We start from the raw sequence: 17,387 nt of genomic DNA, 5'->3' as shown, positions 1-17,387 counted from the left end.
CTGCGGCCCTATTGCCCGCCGACACATTGCTCCGCGATCATCCGGCCGATGGGAATTGCCGAAGTCGCGGCCGGCGACGGGGCATTGCAGACATGTAGCATCCGGTCGCTCTTCAGGAACATGAAATCATGGGATAGGCCGCCATTGCGCATGACGGTCTGGGCCCGGATCCCGGCTTCGATGGGACGCAAATCCGCGGCTGTCAGGCTCGGGCAATATTTCCGGCATTCCGCCAGATAGGCGGATTTGACCAGCGAGTTGGTCAGCTCGGTGACGCCCGATTTCAGGTTCTTGCCGATCAGGCGCCAGAAGCCGGGGAAGGACATGAACTCCGCGACATCTGCGCCATTGAAGGAAAATTTTCGGTAACCCTCGCGCGCGAAGCCCAGCACCGCGTTGGGACCCACGGTCACGCTGCCATCGATCATCCGGGTCAGGTGGATGCCGAGGAAGGGCAGGCCCGGATCGGGGATCGGGTAGATCAGATGCTTGACGATGTCGGACTTGGCCGCCGGCAGCTCGAAATACTCGCCCCGGAAGGGCACGATCTGATGCTCGATCTTGAGGCCGGCCAGCCGCGCCAGCCGGTCCGACTGGAGGCCGGCGCAGGCCACGAGCTGGCGCACCTGCCATTGCTTCTCACCGGCGCGGATCGAGACCTCCGATCCCGTCTCGCCGATTGCCGTGACCGCGGCGCCCGTCTCGATCCGGCCGCCCGCCTGGCGGATCCGGCGCCCCATCGCCTCGCAGACCTGCTTGTAGTCGACGATGCCGGTGGTATCGACATAGAGGGCGCCGATGCCGACGATATGCGGCTCGCGCCGCCGCAGCTCCTGCGCGTCGAGACGTTCGAATTTGATGCCATGGGTCACGGAGCGTTCGGCCAGCGCCGCCATGCGTTGCAGCTCGAGCGCATTGGTCGCCACCAGCAGTTTGCCGCAGATCTCGAACGGGATGCGTTCCTCGGTGCAGAACTCCTTGACCGCCAAGGCGCCTTCCTTGCAGAGCTTCGCCTTGAGGCTGCCGGGCGCGTAGTAGATTCCGGAATGGATGACGCCGCTGTTATGGCCGGTCTGATGGCGGCCCAGCGCCGTCTCCTTCTCGATCAGGACGATGCCGGCACCCGGGCGAAGCGAAGCCAGACTCATGGCGGTGGCCAAGCCGACAATGCCGCCGCCAATGACGCCGAAGTCATAAATCATCGGATAACTACCGCTGTGGAAGGGATGAGGGACGCGCCGGTCAGGGCGCCGGGTGAGGGCTGAAACGCGGGGCGTCGGTGAGCAGGCGGCGGGTCTCCTCCGCCTGCGGTTGCTCGAGAACCGCGCGCACCGAGCCGAGCTCGACGATGCGCCCGCTCTGCATCACCGCGACCTGCTGCGCGATGCTGCGGACGAGCGCCAGATTGTGGGTGACGAAGAGCATCGTCAGTCCCTGCTCCTGCTGCAGCTGACCCAAGAGCTCCACGATCACGGCCTGGACCGAGACGTCGAGCGCCGAGGTCACCTCGTCGCAGACCAGCAGCAGCGGCTCGGCGATGAGCGCGCGCGCGATCGCGGCACGCTGGCGCTGACCGCCGGAGAGCTGATGCGGGAATCGTTCCGCCGTGCGCGTCGGCAGGGCGACGCGTTCCAGCGCCTGCGCCACGCGCTCCTGCGCGGTGCGGCTCGAGACGGGCTCGAACTCGTGCAGCGCGATCGCGATGGAATCGCCGACGCTGCGGCGCGGATTGAGCGAGGCATAGGGATTCTGGAAGATATACTGGATTCGCCGGCGCGCCTCGGCGCTGCGGCGCCGGGCGCCTGCCGCGATCGGGGCGCCCTGGAATTCCATGACGCCGTCGAGCTCGCGATGAAGCCCCGCGATGCAGCGCGCGAGCGTGGTCTTGCCCGATCCGGATTCGCCCACCAGTGCCAGACAGCTGCGCGCGGGCAGATCGAGCGTGATGCCATGGAGGACTTCCTTGGCACCGTGGAACGCGCGGAGATTTCCAATCCGGAAGAGCGGTGCCGCCGTCGAGCCCGGGGACTCCAGGAGCGAGGCGGCAGACGAGGGAGAACATTCCTGCTCGCCGCTGCGGATGCAACGGACCTCGTGGCCGGCGGCGATCGGCGTGAAGGGCGGGGGTGCCGCACGGCAGGCCTCGATCGCCAGCGGACAACGGGGCGCGAAGCTGCAGCCGGCCGGCCGCCGGCCGGGATCGGGCGCCTGGCCCGGAATGCCCTGGAGCCGCAGGCTGCCATCGAGATCGGGCACGGCGCGGATCAGTGCCCGCGTATAAGGATGGACGGGACGGTGCAGCACCTGCGCGGTCGGGCCCATCTCGACGATGCGGCCGGCATACATGACCGCGACCCGCGTCGCCAGCGAGGCGATGACGGCCAGATCGTGGCTGACATAGACGGCGGCGACGCCATGGCGCGCGCAAAGCTGGCGCACCGTCTCCAGCACATGCGCCTGGGTGGTCACGTCGAGGCCGGTGGTGGGCTCATCCATCACGATCAGCCGCGGCCGGTTCGCGAAGGCCATGGCGATGGCGATGCGCTGCTGCTGCCCGCCCGACATCTGGTGCGGATAGGCGTCGAGGAACGCCGGCGTTGCCGGCAGCTTGACCTCGGCCAGGAGATTGAGAAGCGCCGCCTCCCGGCCCGTGGCTGGTCCCTTCAGGCATTCGCTCATCTGGGTACGAATGCGCAGGCCCGGATTGAGCGCCGTGCCCGGATCCTGCGGCACATAGCAGACCAGCTCGCCCCGGAGGTCGTTCACGGCCGCCTCGGGCAGCCTCAGCAGGTCCTGGCCGGCGATCAGCACCGAGCCGCCCGCGATGGCAAGACCGCGGCGGCAATGTTTCAGCAACGCCAGCCCGACCGTCGTCTTGCCCGATCCGGATTCGCCGACCAGCCCCAGGATCTCGCCCGGCACCAGATCGAAGCCGACCTCGTCCACCACGTCGGCAGCCGAACTGGCGATGACGACGCGCAAGTCTCGCACCGCGATACTCTCAGGCACGCCGGCATCGATGGGGCTGGTGGCGAGCACGGATGTCATGCGGTCGGCTCCGCCGGCGCGATCGGCGAGGTCGCCGCCGCCGGTTCCTCGACCTCGCCGCCGGAGAAGCCCATGGCGGCGCGGGCGAGCGCGTCGGTGAAGAGATTCATGCCGATGGTCAGAAGCGCGATCAGCAGGATCGGCACCACCACGGGCCAGGGGTTCTGGCCCATGCCAATGCGATTCTCGTTGATCATCAAACCCCAGTCGGCGGCCGGCGGTTGCTGGCCGAATCCGAGGAAGCTCAAGCCGGCGATGAGCGCGATCGAGTAGGTGAAGCGCAGGCCGAACTCGACCATCAGCGGATTGACGATGTTGGGGAAGATCTCGCGGGTCATAATCTTCCAGCCCGACATGCCGATCACCTCGGCGAAGCGGACGAAATCCTCCTCCACCACCCACAAGGTCGCGGCGCGGGCGACGCGTGCCACCTGCGGCGCATGGATGACCGCGACCAGCAGCGTGATCAGCCAGAGCTTGGGCCCGATGATGCTGACGAAGAGCAGCGCCAGGATGGTCTGGGGGAAGGCCATCGCCACGTCGAGCAGGCGCATGGTGATCTCGTCGAGCAGGCCCTTGAGATAGCCCGCCATCATGCCGAGGAGGGCACCGCCCATCACGCCGAGCATGGTGGCGATCGCCGCCAGCGCCAGGATCTTGTAGCCGCCATCGAGCACGCGCGAGAGCGTGTCGCGCCCGAGGATGTCGGCGCCCAGGAGCAGGCCCGGGGCCGGCGGCTGGAACGGGATGCCGACGAACTCGGTCGGCGTGTAAGGCATGACGAAGGGGCCGATCAGAGCGAGGCCGGCGACCGCGAGAACGAGGATGAGGCCGACCGAGCCCAGCCCGCCCGAGCTCGCGCGGCGCAGCAGGCGCAGCAACTCGCTGCGCCTGGGGGCCTGGGGCGCCGGGGTCACGACCGCTGCCATGTGCCGGTTCTCAGGCGCGGTGTCACCAGCACCGCGATCAGGTCCGCCAGGATGTTGATCGCGACATAGAAGGCCGCGAGCAGCACCACGACGCATTGGATGGTCGGCACGTCGCGCGAGGTGACGGCGTTGATCAGCCCCTGGCCGATGCCGGGAAAGCCGAACACATACTCGACCACCACCACGCCGCCGGCGAGATAGGCGAAGGTGAGGGCGATGACCTGGACCGTTGGGGCGATGGCGTTCGGCAGCGCGTGCAGGAGAATGACGCGCCGGCGCGAGATGCCCTTGAGCTTGGCCATCTCGATATAGTCGCTCTCCAGCACCTCGATCATCGAGGCCCGCATCATGCGGAAGATGTAGGGGAAGCAGACGATCACCAGGGTCAGGACCGGCAGCACCAGGATCTGGGGCCGCGCCAGCACCGATCGTCCGGGCGGCACCATCGAGACCGGCGGCAGCCAATGGAACACCACCGTCGAGAGCAGCACGATCAGTCCGATGCCGATGACGAATTCCGGTGCTGCCGCCATGGCGAGCGCCACCACCGAGGTCGTGGTATCGAGCCGCCGGCCGCGCCGGATCGCCGCGGCGATCCCGAGCGCGATCGAGGGCGGAATGCCGAAGGCGCCCACCAGCAGCAGCAAGGTGGCGGAGTTGGCGATGCGCGGCACCACCTGGTCCGCGACCGGCTTGTTGTTGACCAGCGAGGTGCCGAGATCGCCCGACAGCGCCTGGGTCAGCCAGAGCCAGTACTGAGTCACGGCCGGGCGGTCGAGATGGAGCTGGGCGCGCAACTGCTCCAGCCGCTCCGGCGTCGCCGAGCGGCCGAGGATCGCGTTGGCCGCGTCGCCCGGCAGGACCTGCGTCGCGGCGAAGACCACGATCGAGACCAGGAACAGCGTCAGCAGCCCCAGAAGGACACGCCGGACCAGGAGCCGGGCGATCACGCTGCGTCCGAGGAATCTCATGGGCATCGCTGCTCGTCGATGATGTCCCGTGGGGGAGCCCGGCGATGCAATCGCGTCAGCGGCCCCCTTGTCGTCACGGAACGAAGGTTGCAGACCAAACCGGCGCGGGGCGATGCCGGTTTCCGACATCGCCCGCACCGGCCGTTTGCCGCCGAACCCCCCGGAACGGCGGCAAGGCTGGGTTCACGCCAGCCAAGCCTTGTTGAAGCCGTAATTGCCCATCGAGAAACCGGTGGCGCTCTGGCCCAGGCCCTGCACGTTCTCGGTCAGGAGGTCGATGCTCTGGTTGTAGGACCAGATGATGTAGCCGCCCTGCTCGAAATCGATCTTCTGCATCTGCTTGATGATCTCGCAGCGCTTGCCGTCGTCGATCGTCGCCAGCGCCTCGTTATAGAGCTTGTTGTAGTTGGCATCGTCCCAGTGGGTTTCGTTATAGGCAGCGCCGGCCTGATAGCCCTGCGCGACCTGGCTGAGATAGGGGTTGTAGTTCCAGAAATCCTGGGCGAACGGCCATTTCAGATACTGGTCGCCATAGAAGATGTCGCCCGTCACCTGGCGGACATTCACCTTCACCCCGGCCTTGGTCGCCTGCTGCGCGAAGACCTGGGCCGCCAGCAGCACGCCCGCGGCGAAGTCCGAGGTCACCAGCTCGACCTCGAGATTTTCCTTGCCCGCCTTCTTCAGCAGGAACTTCGCCTGGTCGATGTCCTGGTCGCGCAGCAGCGACTTGTCATAACAAGGATCCCATTGCGAGAAGACGTCGTTGCCGATGGCGCCATAGCCGCTCAGCGCCAGATTGATCATCTGCTTGCGATCGACCAGCAGACGGAAAGCCTGGCGGACATTGACGTCGTCGAACGGGGCCTGGTCGACGCGCATGGTGAAGGGCGTCCATTGGCCGGGCTTGGAGACCAGCGCCTGGATCGGCCCGCCCTCCGTGACCTGCTTGGCCAGCGCCAGCGGCGCGAAGGCGAAGGCGTCGACCTCGCCGCCCTGGAGCGCGTTGAAGGCGGCGGTGTCGTTGGCGAAGGAATCGATCACCGTGACCGAATCCAGATAGGGCAGCCCGTCCTCCCAATAATCGTCGAAGCGGGTAAAGACGCTCTGCTGGCCCGGCGTGAAGCTCTCGAACTTGAAGGGGCCCGTGCCCACCGGCTTGGCCGGGTCGTAATCGGCCGGCACGATGGCGAAGAAATAGATCGGCGCGATGGCCTCGGGGAAGGTCGCGAAGGGCGCGTTCATCGGAATCCGCAAGGTGCGGTCGTCGAGCGCCTTCATGTTCTTGAGATCGACGCGGGCGAGCGTGCCGGCGCCGAAGAGCGGCTTGTCCGGACTGCCGATGCGGTTGAAGGTGAAGGCGACGTCGGCCGCGGTGACTGATTTGCCGTTGTGGAACTTCGCGTTCTTGCGCAGCCGCACGGTCCATTCCGTGGCGGTGGCATTCGGCTCCAGCGATTCCGCGAGCGCGTTGACCAGCTTGGCATCGTTGTCGAGCTGCACCAGGCCGTTATAGAGCAGCGCGTTGCGGCAAAAATCCGGCGGAACCACGCCGACATGCGCATCGAGCGTGTCCGAGGAGCTGCCGCCCAGCATGGCGACGCGCAGATTGCCGCCCTTCTTCGGGGCCGCGGCAAAGGCGCTTTTGCTGCGGCCCGCGAGCCATGACGCGCCGAGCGCGCCGGCGCCGGCGATCATGCTGCGTTTGAGCAAGTCGCGTCGGCCCAGCTGGTGCTTCAAGAGCAGCCGGTCGAGAATCTCGTCGTCGTTACGCTGACCCATGATCCGTCATCCTCCCTGTTCGTCCCGCCTTCGGCGGGCGGATTGGCTTCGAGCCGGTCGCGCGCGCGGTTCTCCCACGTTCGTGCGCCGGCCGATCTTTTCTTGAGCGCGCCAGAGACGGGCGCCATGGCGCCGCAACTCTCCTGTACCCGAAAGAACTGGAGGTCATGTTGACATAATCAAAAAACAGATGCTACTTTTTTGATAGAGAAATAATCCTGTGCCGTTCCTCCTCGCCCGCGCCGGCCCCGCCGGCGGGACGGATCGGCCCATGAAGCCTTGCGTCTTCTGTCAGAGAGATCGGGTGCGATGACGATGACCGCGTTCAAGAACATCTTTCAGCCGCTCACCATTCGCGGCTGCACCATCAAGAATCGAATCCTCTCGACCGGCCATGACACGACCCTGCCGACCGAGGCGGCCGTCAACGAGCCGCTGATCGCCTATCAGGAGGCGCGTGCGCGGGGCGGCGTCGGGCTGATCGTGGTGCAGGTGGCGGGCGTGCATGAGACCGCGCGCTACACCAACCATATCCTGATGGCGACCGACGACAGCGCGATCGACGGCTACCGGCGCCTGGCCGAACGCGTCCATCACTACGGCACCAAGATCTTCGGCCAGCTCTTCCATCCCGGCCGCGAGATCCTGGAATCCCATGGCGGGCTGCTGGCGGTTGCCTATGCGCCCTCCGCCGTTCCCAACGAGCGGTTCCATGTGATGCCGCGGCCGATGAGCCGGGCGATGATCGCGGAGATCGTCGCCGGCTATGGCGACGCGGCGCGGCGTATGCGCAAGGCCGGGCTCGACGGCGCGGAAATCGTCGCCAGCCACGGTTATCTGCCGTCGCAATTCCTCAATCCGCGCGTCAATCAGCGCACCGACAACTATGGCGGCGATCTGGATGACCGCCTGCGCTTCCTGAGGGAGGTGATCGCCGATATCCGGGCCAAGACCGACGACCGGTTCGTGGTGGGCTTGCGCATCTCGGGCGGCGAGATGGACCATGAGGGGTTGACGGGCGACGAGGCGCTGGAGGCGATCGTGCGGCTCGAATCGTCGCTCGATTATGTGAGCGCGGTCGGCGGCACCTCGGCCACCTCGGGCGGTGCCGTCCATATCGTCCCGCCCATGACCATCGCCAACGGCTATATGGCGTCCTTCACCGCGCAGGTGAAGAAGCGGGTGAAAATCCCGGTCTTCCTCGCCGGCCGCATCAACCAGCCGCAGATCGCCGACAAGCTGATCGGCAATGGCGAAGCGGATGTCTGCGGCATGACCCGCGCGCTGATCTGCGATCCGGAGATGCCGCGCAAGGCCCAGGAAGGCCGCAGCGAGGACATCCGCGCCTGCATCGGCTGCAACCAGGCCTGCATCGGTCATTTCCATAAAGGCCAGCCGATCTCCTGCATCCAGCATCCGGTCACGGGCCGTGAGCTCGAGCTTGGGAAACTGGCGCCGGCCGGCAAGCGCAAGAAGGTGATGATCGCGGGCGGCGGGCCGGCCGGCATGAAGGCCGCTGTGATCGCGGCCCAGCGGGGCCATGACGTCACCCTCTTCGAGGGCAGCGCGCGGCTGGGCGGGCAGGCGCTCCTGGCGCAGCTGCTGCCCCATCGCGCCGAGTTCGGCGGGCTGGTGACCAACCTGCGGCGCGAGCTGGAGCTGGCCCAGGTCACGATCAAGCGGAACACCAGGGTCGACCGCAAGCTGGTCGAGCAGTTCAAGCCGGACGCCGTGGTGGTGGCCACAGGTGCCTTGCCCTTCCGACCGGACTTCACCAATGACGGTGATCTTCAGATCGTCGATGCCTGGGATGTCCTGACCGAGAAGGCGAAGATCGGAACCTCGGTCGTGGTGGTGGATTGGCGCTGCGACTGGATCGGCATCGGCATCGCGGTGCGGCTCGCCAAGGCCGGCTGCCGGGTCCGCATGGCGGTCAACGGCACCCTGCCGGGTGAGATGATCCCGCTTTACGTGCGCGATCAGTCGAACGCGGAGCTGCAGGATCTCGGCGTCGAGGTCACGTCCTATGCGCGGTTGTTCGGCTGCGACAGCAGCAGCGTCTATCTCCAGAACACGGTCAGCGGCAAGCCGATCGTGATGGAAGGGGTCGATACGCTCGTCCTCTGCACCGGCCACAGCCCGATGACCGAGCTGACCGAGGCGCTCGCCGATTACGAGGGCGAGGTCCAGGTGGTCGGCGATTGCATGGCGCCGCGTACCGCCGAAGAGGCAATCTACGAGGGATTCAAGGCCGGCGCCGCGATCTGACGGCGGCAGGGCTTCAAGAGATCGGACAGCAGGGAGATTGAGGGACCATGACCATCGATGTGCGAGACCCGCGATTTGAAAGCTTGATCGACAAGACGGCGAAGCTCGAGACCGTCGCCAACGGCTTTCGCTTCACCGAGGGGCCGGTCTGGTATGCGGAACAGCGCAAGCTGGTCTTCAGCGACATCCCGGGCGATCAGATGCATTGCTGGGAGCCCGGCGCCGGCGTCAACAGCTATCGGCGCCCGAGCCATATGGCCAACGGCAATTATCGCGACCGCAAGGGCCGGCTGCTGACCTGCGAGCATGCGACCTGCATGGTGACGCGCGAGGAGCTTGACGGGTCGCGTACGGTCCTGGCGACGCATTATGACGGCAAGCAGCTCAACAGCCCCAACGACATCATCGAACGGCGCGACGGCAAGATCTTCTTCACCGATCCCACCTATGGCCGGGTCGCCGAATATGGCGTCGAGCGGCCTCCGGAACTGACCTATCGGGGCGTTTACCGGGTCGATCCCGACGGCAACCATTTGACGCTGCTCGCGGATGATTTCATCCAGCCCAACGGCCTCTGTTTCTCGCTCGACGAGAAGAAGATCTTCGTCAATGACAGCGAGCGCTACCATATCCGCCTGTTCGACCTGACGCCCCAGGGCGACTTGCGCAATGGACGGGTCTGGGCGGAGACGAAGGGCGAGGGGCTCGGCAGCCCCGACGGGCTCAAGATCGACAGCCAGGGCAATGTCTATTGCGCCTCGCAGGGCGGCGTCCATGTGTTCGATCCCGACGCCAAATGCCTGGGCGTGATCCGGGTGCCCGAGGAGACCGCGAACTTCGCCTTCGGCGAGGACGACAAAAAGACGCTCTTCATCACGGCCTCGACCTCGCTCTACAAGATCCGGCTGCGGGTTCCCGGCCTCTGAAACCCGGGCCTGCCCTTGCCGGTTACAGGGTAGATACCAGGCGAGATGCGGGCCGGCGGGGCTGCGGCGAAGCATCCCTGCCCGGTCCTTGAGGATTCGTGGTATCCGCTAGAATATCTCCGCGAATCCTCAAGCGAGTCGAACCGCCGATGCCGCAAAAGCCGAAAAAGAAGAAAACCCGGGGCCGAATCCAGGTGGCGATGGCGGCTCCCCGGGCGGCGCCGGCGGCCGGCAATGGCGGCGTCCATGTGCTGCGCGGCGGCAAGCGGCCGCTGGCCGGCAATGACCGCTCGGTCTTCATCGGCTCGCGCATCCGCGAGATGCGCAAGGCGCAGTCCCTGACGCTGCAGCAGCTGGCCGACCGCAGCAACCTGTCGCCGGGTCACCTGAGTCAGCTCGAGCGCGACCAGGCCAGCCCCTCGATCACGGCGCTGGCGGCGATCGCGGAGGGGCTCAAGGTCAATCTCCACTGGTTCTTCGCCAGCGAGAGCCTGGTGCGCGAGGACAGCGAGATCAATTATGTGGTCCGCAAGCATGAGCGCCGGCGGCTGGTCTATCACGGCGACATCATCGATGAATTGCTGAGCCCCAATCTCGCGCGCAAGATCGAGTTCCTGCATTGCATCATGCCGCCCGGCACCGGGACCGATGACGACGCCTATTCGCATAATGGCGAAGAGGCCGGCTATGTGCTGGAGGGCAAGCTCGAGCTCTGGGTCGGCGCCCGTCATTTCCTGCTGAACGAGGGCGACAGCTTCGCCTATTCCAGCGACGAGCCGCACCGCTACCGCAATCCGGGCCCCGGCCAGACCATCATCCTCTGGGTGATCACGCCGCCCACTTATTGAGCGGTTTCGGAGTGGGTGCAAACCGCTTCGCCGTCCCGTCTCGATCAGTTGCTCTTCGCAAATAGCTTGCGAAACAGTCGCTCCGCTTCACGCAATCCGTCGTCGGAGAACTCGACCGATTTCGCCTTGCTTGCGGGGTTCGAGATGTAGCCTTTCTGGTGAAGGCGATCCATCGCGGTCCAGTCGAGTCCCTTCCAGGCGCGAAATTGCTGGTGTAGCCCGAGATAGAGCAGCGCCAGAACCGCTTCGTCGACCCGATCTTCATCGATATCCATCGATCCCTCTGTCTGAAGGCCCGGTCAGCGATGCCGCAGCGCCGCCGTCATCACCCCGGCGCCGATCAGGATCGAGCCGCCGATCCGGTTGAACAGCTTGAGCGCCCGGGGCGTCGCCGCGATCCGGCGCGTACGCAGGGACAGCAGCACGAAGCCCGCCAGCATCGCCTGCGACAGCAAGAGGAAGGTTACGCCCAGGATCAGCATCTGCGGCACCGCAGGCTCGCTGCCGACGATGAATTGCGGCATGAAGGCGGTGAAGAACAGGATGCCCTTCGGATTGAGGAAGGTCACCAGGAAGGCCTTGCCGATCAGGCCGCGCGTGGGCGGCAGGACGGCACTTTCGCGCAGCGGCGTCACCGGCGCGCGCCACAGCTTGATGCCGAGATAGAAGAGATAAAGCGCGCCCGCGAATTTCAGGACCATGAAGAGCTCGGCGGAGAGGGCGAGCAAGGCACCCACGCCCAGGAAGGACAGCGTGATCGCGGCGATATCGCCCAGCGCCACGCCGATCATGCTGAGGAAGGCGGCCCGCGTGCCGGCGGAGAATCCGAACCCCACCACCAGCAGGACGGTCGGGCCGGGGATCATGATCAGGCCGGCCGCGGCCAGGGTGAAGGCAAGCCAGAGCTCGAGGGTCATGCGGGGTCTCGCTTTTCGGCCGTCGTCGGACGATGCCAGTAAAGCAAGCCATGGCCGGACTGGGGCTGTAAAGCCTCGTTCTGACACCGGCCTAATCCCGTGTTTCGGCCTGTTCGGTGACGAAGCGTTCGAGATCGGCGATCGGGCCGGGGTCGTCATAGACCGCGGTCCGGCGCGCCTCGATCTTCCCGCGCAGATGACGGCGGTGCTCGGCATCCCTGCCCAGCGCCACGGCGAGCGCGACATAGCCGTCGGCATCGGCCGCCACCGTCTCCTCGAGCCCCATCATGCCGAGGAACGCCAGCGCGTGGCGCCCGCGCATCTCGGGGCCAGGCCAAGTGACGATCGGCAGGCCGCAGGCGATCGCTTCATGCGCGGTGTTGTTGCCCGACCAGAGGATGCCGTCGAGGAAGACGTCGCTGTCGAGATTGAGACGGAAGAATCCGGCCGGCCGCAGCGTCCCGTGGAAGCGCAGATGCCGCGCGGGATCGAGCCCGAGGCTCGCGAAGGCGAGGCCGAGGCGCTGCCGCAGCCTTTCGATGCGTCCGGCGTTCTCGCCCAGGAAATGGAACTCGGCGGCGGGCAGCTCGGCGGCGATACGGGCCAGCAGCAGGTCATGCTGCGGCAGGTATTTGGAGAGATTCTGGGCGCAGAGGAATCGCACCCGCGACGGATCGCGTTCCTCGCGCGCCGGCGGCGTCGCCTCGAGCTGACGGGCGAGGCGGGCCCAGCCATAGGCCGAGGCGCTGCCCGAGAGCCGCACCAGTTTCTCGCTGTAGTGACGATCGCCGTCCGCGGGCTCCATGCGGGCGCTGGTCAGCGCATGGCTGAAGCTCGGCATGCCCGAGGTGATCGGATGACCCAGCCCGTTCGCCTGCACCGGCGCCAGCGGTAGCGCCGCCACCAGCTGCAGATCCAGCACCATGCCGTGATCGAGATAAATGAGGACGTCGAGCCGGTCGTCGGCGATCAGCGGCGCCAGTTTTGCGGGGTTCAACTCGTGGCGCCAATGATCGGCCGCCGCGCGCACGAGATCCGTATAGCCGGCTTCGTCGCGCCGGCCGGCGTAATAGACATACTTCTCGATCTCGCGGCTGCTGGCCGTTATCCAGGCCGAGTGGGTCTTCCAGATCGAATGCTCGTGGAAATAGGCGGAGATGAAGCCGACCCGGGGCCGACGCCCGCCGGCGCGGGGGCTGCCGTCACGCTCCGGCCGTTGCGCCAGCGCCGGCCAGCGCGCCGCCGCGATCCGCGTGAGCACGCCGCCATAGAGCTCCTGCTCGCGGCGATTCTCGACGCCGCGATAATGCAGGTGGAAGTTCGAGGTCTCCTGGGCCGCGGCGGCCGCTTCGTTGATGCGCTCGGGCGTGTCGAGCCTGAGATCGGCCGCGAAGGCCGTGACTGCCTCGCGCCAGCGCGCGCGCTCCGGCTCCACATCGGCTTCGCGCTCCAAAACCGGCGCCAGCAGATTGGCGGCGAACCATCTTGTCCGGAAGCTCGCTGGCTTGAGCGCCACCGCCGCCTTGCCGAGGGCGACCGCCGCCGCGATATCGCCGCGCTGGGCCGCGATGCGCGCCGCCAGAAGCTCGGCCTCGCCGCCGCTGCCGGGGCGCTTGGCCGCGGCTTGCGCATCGGCGAAGGCCGGCTCCAGATTTTCCTGCCGGAACCGGGCCCGGGCGCGCCAGATCAGCGTTTCGGCACTGGTCTCGCCGGCATCGATCGCGCGGGTGAAGTCGCGCTCCGCATCGGCATAGCGCGCCTCGTTCATCGCCGCCTGGCCCAGCATGAAGTTCGCCTTGCCGGCCGCGCGCGGCTCGATCCGCATCGCCTCCTTCGCCAGCTTGGTGGCCTCTTCGCTCCGGTTCTGCTGAACCCGCACGCGGGCCAGCCGCAGCATGGTGCCGGCCCGCTTCGGCGCGCGGCGCAGCACGGCCTCATATTCCCGGGCTCCTTCCTCGAGCTGCTCGAGGCAGCAGAGCGCGGTGCCGAGATCTTCCCGTTCGGACAGGGCCGCCGGGTCGATCGCGAGCGCGCGGCGAAAGCTCGCCGCCGCATCGGAGAAGGCGCCCTGCGCCGCCTGGACCCGGCCGAGATCGCCGAAGATCACGACGTTCTGCGGTGCGCGCCGCGAGGCCATCTCGAGCGTCGCGACCGCGGCCGCGCCATAGCCGCGCTTGAATTCCAGGAGGCCCTTGAGATGGAGCGTCGCCGCATCCTGCGGCGCCGTGCGCAGCCGGGCCTCGATCAGGTTGGCCGCATCCGCCAACCGTCCGGCGGCCAGCGCTTGCTGCGCGGTGAGGAGCGGATTAGCGGCCATGGCGGATCGCAGGGTGCGGGTTCATGAAGGCAGCACCGGTGCCGACGCCGCCAGCCGCTGGAAGGCCTCGCCATCCATCGTGCAGTAGAGCGCCTCGGGGTCCTCGGTCGCGAAGCGCGCATAATAGTGCCGTGCGCGCTCGTTCGATTTGAGCATCGGCCACCAGAGCCCGCCGGCGCCGCGACGCCGCCCGCAGCGCGCGACCTCGCCCATCAGTGCGGTGCCGATCCCGCCGCCGCGTCCCTCCGGCAGCACATAGAGGTCGGAGAGCGCGATGACGGATTCCGCCTCCTGCGTTTCATAGGTGAGCCACGACATGGCATAGCCGAGCGCATGGCCGCCGCGCTTCGCGATCAGGATCTCGAAGAAAGGCTCCGGCCCGAAACCGTCGCGCGCCAGCCGCGGCGCGATCTCGGGCGGCGGCGGCTCGTCCATGTCGGCAAAGAGGTTTTTCAGAAAGCGCGTCAGCAGCGGTACATCCGCGAGCGCTCCTTCGCGCATCGTGACGCCCATGGGCAGGGGCTGGCGGCAAAGCCGGTCGAAGCCCTCGTCATCGACGCCCCAGAGGCTCATGGCGGTGTTCTCGACGCCGCCGATACCGCGATAAAACGCGCGGGCCAGGGGGTTGCCTTGCAACACCCCCCAATAAGCCAAGGTTGCGCCATAAACCCTACCGGCCGCCGCAGCCGAGGCCATCAGGGCCCGACCGATGCCACTGCCGCGCGCCGTGTTTTCGACAAAAAGATCGAGCACATGGACGCAGCGTTCCAACCGATCGGTATCGTAGTCCCGCTTATGCAGCGCATAGCCCACCGGCCGGCCCTCCTGCTCCGCGATCAATCCTGCGAAGAGGGCATCGGGCCCGCAAGCCCGGCGACGGAAATCCTCGCCCGTGAAGGCCGGCGGCGGCGCGCCCTCATGGGCGGAGAGGGCGGCGCAAAGCCGCGCCACCGTGTCGCCGTCCTGCGGGCCCGCCGCGCGGATATGAAAGCGCCGATTCGTCATGACGGGCGCGATCATGCCGGGCGCCCCGGCGGCTGGCAATTCCCGCAGTTTCCCGGACTTTGCGGCCCCAGGCTGGCCCTCGACTCGCGAATCACTTAGAGAGTGACCATGGCCGGTCGCGGGAAAAAGAAGGACAACGGACGCAAGCCGAAGCGCAAGGGCGGCGGGTCCTGGCGCCAGCGCCACGGGCTGCTGCTGGACGTTGCCAAATGGGGCCTGGTGGCGACGGTCTGGAGTTTCTTCCTCGGTCTCTGCTTCGTCGGTTGGCTCGCCTATGACCTGCCCGACGTGTCCCGCCTCAACGAGATCGAGCATAAGCCCAGCGTCACGCTCCTCGCCGCCGATGGCTCGATCCTCGCTTCCTATGGCGATCTCTACGGCAAGACGGTCACGCTGCAGGAGCTGCCGGGCTATCTGCCCCAGGCCGTGATCGCGACCGAGGACCGGCGCTTCTACAGCCATTTCGGATTGGATCTGCGCGGTCTCGCGCGCGCGGTCTATGTGAATCTGCGATCGGGCGGCTGGGTGCAGGGCGGCAGCACCATCACCCAGCAGCTCGCCAAGAACGTCTTCCTCACGCCGGCGCGCACCCTGCGGCGCAAGGGCCAGGAGGTGCTGCTCGCCTTGTGGCTCGAGCATAATTTCACCAAGGACCAGCTGCTCGAGCTCTATCTCAACCGCGTTTATTTCGGCGCCGGCACCTATGGCGTCGATGCCGCGTCGCACCGCTATTTCGGCAAACCGGCCTCCGAGGTGACACGTTACGAGGCAGCCTTGCTGGCGGGCCTGCTGAAGGCGCCCTCGCGCTACAGCCCGTTCAACGATCGCGACCTGGCCGAGGCGCGCGCCAAGCTCGTGCTCGGCAACATGGTCGCGGCCGACTATATGACGAAGGACGAGGCCGACGCGGTGGCGGCCGAGGGCTTCGGCCACAACACCCCGGCGCGCAGCGGCCCGCTCGGCCAGTATTTCGCCGACTGGGTGCTCGACCAGCTGCCGGGCTTCGTCGGCTATTCCGATCGCGATCTGGTGGTGACCACGACGCTCGATCCGGTGCTGCAGCGCCAGGCCGAGGCCAAGCTCACCGAGATCTTCATGAAGGAAGGACCGCCGCAGGATGCGAGCGAGGCGGCGCTGGTTTCGATGACGCCCGAAGGGGCGGTCAAGGCCATGGTGGGCGGGCTCGATTACGGCAACAGCCAGTTCAACCGCGCGACCCAGGCGCAGCGCCAGCCGGGCTCCGCCTTCAAGCCGTTCCTGTTCCTCACCGCCTTCGAGAACGGCTTCGATCCCGACAGCCATTTCACCGACGCGCCGATCTCGATCGGCAATTGGAAGCCGGACAATTACAACGACCGCTATTACGGCGACGTGACGCTGCGCGAGGCCTTCGCGCGCTCGCTCAACAGCGTGGCGGCGCAGCTGATCCAGCGGGTGGGGCCCAAGCGCGTGGCGCAGACGGCCGAGCGTCTCGGCATCAACAGCAAGCTCATGGCGACGCCGAGCCTGGCGCTTGGGACCAGCGAGGTGAATCTCCTGGAGATGACGGGCGCCTATGCGGTCTTCGCCAATCGCGGCGAGGGGGTGTGGCCCTATGCGATCGCCGAGGTGCGCGACCGGGAAGGCACACTGCTCTATGCGCGCGAGGGATCGGGCCCGGGCCGCATCGTCGCGCCGCGCTATGTGCTCGAGATGCAGGACATCATGTCGTCGGTGATCGAGTGGGGCACCGGCAAGGCGGCCCAGATCGGGCGGCCGGAAGCGGGCAAGACCGGCACCACGCAGGATTATCGCGATGCCTGGTTCATCGGCTACACCGCCGAGCTCGTCACCGGCGTCTGGGTCGGTAATGACGACGGCCATCCGATGAAGAAGGTCGCCGGCAGCGGCCTGCCGGTCAAAATCTGGCAGGGCTTCATGGCGGCCGCTCTGGACAAGGAACTGCCGCGGCCCTTGCCCTGGCCCGGCGGCAACGAGCCCCTGGTCGCCGGCGTGCCCGACGGCACGGCCGATACCGCCTCGAACGACGCGTCATCGGGAACCATCGTGGCCCCCGATCCGGTGACGGCGGCCAAGGAAACCGGCAACGATTCCTTCGCCAACTTCATCGAGCGGCTGGTGAATCAGCGGGACAACAAGAAATGACGGTGTAACGCAGATCGGACGCCGATCTGCGCTATACCGTCACCCCGGCCCGAGGCTAAACTCCGGCCGGGGGTCCATGAACACCCATTGAGAAGAATTGAGAACGGTCTGTGTTCATGGATGCCGGCCGTAGCTTGTCCTCGTGCGCGCCTACGGCGCGACACGGGGGCCGGCATGACGAGTAACGTCGCCTACCCGTCCTGCTTCTGCCAGGGCCGCACCAGCGTCCAGTAG

At 66.9% G+C, this 17,387-nt stretch carries 13 protein-coding genes; 4 read left to right on the top strand and 9 right to left on the bottom strand.

Annotation, left to right across the window (positions count from 1 at the left end; all coding sequences use genetic code 11):
• Positions 1-8: 8 nt before the first annotated feature.
• From lhgO to ACREE8_RS04930, 5 genes are all read right to left on the bottom strand, one after another.
• Positions 9-1,202, bottom strand: coding sequence for an L-2-hydroxyglutarate oxidase (gene lhgO / locus ACREE8_RS04950; protein ID WP_431571869.1), 1,194 nt, complete (start codon positions 1,200-1,202; stop codon positions 9-11).
• A 40-nt stretch (positions 1,203-1,242) separates the two neighbouring features.
• Positions 1,243-3,048 (bottom strand): dipeptide ABC transporter ATP-binding protein, encoded by a 1,806-nt coding sequence (locus tag ACREE8_RS04945; protein WP_431571868.1) that lies wholly within the window; start codon positions 3,046-3,048, stop codon positions 1,243-1,245.
• Entirely contained in the window at positions 3,045-3,977 is a 933-nt protein-coding gene (locus ACREE8_RS04940) for an ABC transporter permease (RefSeq protein WP_431571867.1), read from the bottom strand. The genes ACREE8_RS04945 and ACREE8_RS04940 overlap by 4 nt, the downstream gene beginning before the upstream one ends.
• On the bottom strand, positions 3,962-4,948 hold the full coding sequence (locus tag ACREE8_RS04935) for an ABC transporter permease (protein ID WP_431571866.1): 987 nt from the start codon (positions 4,946-4,948) through the stop codon (positions 3,962-3,964). The genes ACREE8_RS04940 and ACREE8_RS04935 overlap by 16 nt, the downstream gene beginning before the upstream one ends.
• Positions 4,949-5,131: 183 nt before the next feature.
• On the bottom strand, positions 5,132-6,727 hold the full coding sequence (locus ACREE8_RS04930) for an ABC transporter substrate-binding protein (RefSeq protein ID WP_431571865.1): 1,596 nt from the start codon (positions 6,725-6,727) through the stop codon (positions 5,132-5,134).
• A gap of 309 nt (positions 6,728-7,036) precedes the next feature.
• Here ACREE8_RS04930 and ACREE8_RS04925 point away from each other — a divergent pair, with 309 nt between their 5' ends.
• From ACREE8_RS04925 to ACREE8_RS04915, 3 genes are all read left to right on the top strand, one after another.
• A complete protein-coding gene (locus tag ACREE8_RS04925) occupies positions 7,037-8,995 on the top strand; it encodes an FAD-dependent oxidoreductase (protein WP_431571864.1) in 1,959 nt (652 codons plus the stop codon).
• A 47-nt stretch (positions 8,996-9,042) separates the two neighbouring features.
• Positions 9,043-9,921, top strand: a complete 879-nt coding sequence (locus ACREE8_RS04920; RefSeq protein ID WP_431571863.1) for an SMP-30/gluconolactonase/LRE family protein — start codon at positions 9,043-9,045, stop codon at positions 9,919-9,921.
• A 200-nt stretch (positions 9,922-10,121) separates the two neighbouring features.
• Positions 10,122-10,769: a cupin domain-containing protein gene (locus ACREE8_RS04915; RefSeq protein ID WP_431571862.1), complete on the top strand. Its 648-nt coding sequence runs from the start codon at positions 10,122-10,124 to the stop codon at positions 10,767-10,769.
• Between the two features lie 44 nt (positions 10,770-10,813).
• Here the strand turns inward: ACREE8_RS04915 and ACREE8_RS04910 are convergent, their stop codons facing one another.
• The 4 genes from ACREE8_RS04910 to ACREE8_RS04895 all read right to left on the bottom strand — a co-directional run bounded on the left by ACREE8_RS04910 (position 10,814) and on the right by ACREE8_RS04895 (position 15,008).
• A complete protein-coding gene (locus ACREE8_RS04910; protein WP_431571861.1) occupies positions 10,814-11,044 on the bottom strand; it encodes a DUF6429 family protein in 231 nt (76 codons plus the stop codon).
• A 24-nt stretch (positions 11,045-11,068) separates the two neighbouring features.
• On the bottom strand, positions 11,069-11,686 hold the full coding sequence (locus ACREE8_RS04905) for a LysE family translocator (RefSeq protein WP_431571860.1): 618 nt from the start codon (positions 11,684-11,686) through the stop codon (positions 11,069-11,071).
• Between the two features lie 91 nt (positions 11,687-11,777).
• On the bottom strand, positions 11,778-14,003 hold the full coding sequence (locus ACREE8_RS04900; RefSeq protein WP_431571859.1) for a tetratricopeptide repeat protein: 2,226 nt from the start codon (positions 14,001-14,003) through the stop codon (positions 11,778-11,780).
• A 21-nt stretch (positions 14,004-14,024) separates the two neighbouring features.
• Complete coding sequence (locus ACREE8_RS04895) at positions 14,025-15,008, bottom strand: N-acetyltransferase family protein (protein WP_431571858.1); 984 nt, start codon at positions 15,006-15,008, stop codon at positions 14,025-14,027.
• Positions 15,009-15,116: 108 nt separating this feature from the next.
• On the opposite strand from ACREE8_RS04895, the gene ACREE8_RS04890 reads away from it, so the two are divergent.
• Entirely contained in the window at positions 15,117-17,153 is a 2,037-nt protein-coding gene (locus tag ACREE8_RS04890) for a transglycosylase domain-containing protein (RefSeq protein WP_431571857.1), read from the top strand.
• Positions 17,154-17,387 lie beyond the last annotated feature (234 nt).

Source organism: Hypericibacter sp. (genome assembly GCF_050729195.1).
Classification (GTDB): Bacteria; Pseudomonadota; Alphaproteobacteria; order Dongiales; family Dongiaceae; genus Hypericibacter.
Note: the sequence above shows the minus strand (reverse complement) of the source record. Positions and strands in the feature narration are given on the sequence as shown.